Source organism: Vibrio sp. 378, assembly GCF_033339435.1.
On the sequence record NZ_JAWOUO010000892.1, the window covers coordinates 1 to 579 of the forward strand.

The 579-nt window shown below is 48.2% G+C and carries 1 protein-coding gene; it reads right to left on the reverse strand.

Features of this window, described 5'->3' with window-relative positions; genetic code table 11:
• On the reverse strand, positions 1 to 579 hold a 579-nt coding region (locus R7Q48_RS29440), incomplete at both ends, for an AMP-binding protein (protein ID WP_318133902.1).

A 579-nucleotide genomic window follows, 5' to 3' on the forward strand; every position in this document is an offset into this window, starting at 1 on the left:
AACCACTTTGCAACACCGATTCCGTCACTTCTGGGCGATCAAGATAACCTTTCATGACGTTGTGCCCGCGCACAATAATTTCTCCTTCCTCACCGACAGGGAGAGCATGACCGTCAAGATCAACGACTTTCACCTCAACACCTTGAATCGGTTGCCCGACAGAGCCCGGTACTCGCTCTTGATCAAGGTGATTAAAACACGCTATCGGACTGGTTTCGGACAAGCCGTAACCTTCTAGAATTGGTACATTGAATCGTGCTTCAAAGGTCTTAAATACTTCTGTCGGTAGCGACGAGCCTCCACTAACCGCTACTCGTAGCGACGAAATATCGTAATTATGTTCAACATGCAGCAAACCAATGTACATCGTAGGCACACCGGCAAAGAGTGTCACTCGATGCTTTTCGATCAGCTCCAACACATGTTTCGGGTCAAATCGAGGGACTAAAACCAAAGTTGCACCGCTTTGCACGCTAGCATTGAGATGCACGGTTTGACCGAATGTATGAAACAGTGGCAGCGTTACTAGATGAACATCATCAGCCTGACTCGCCATGATGTTCTGAGCCACAAGCGCAT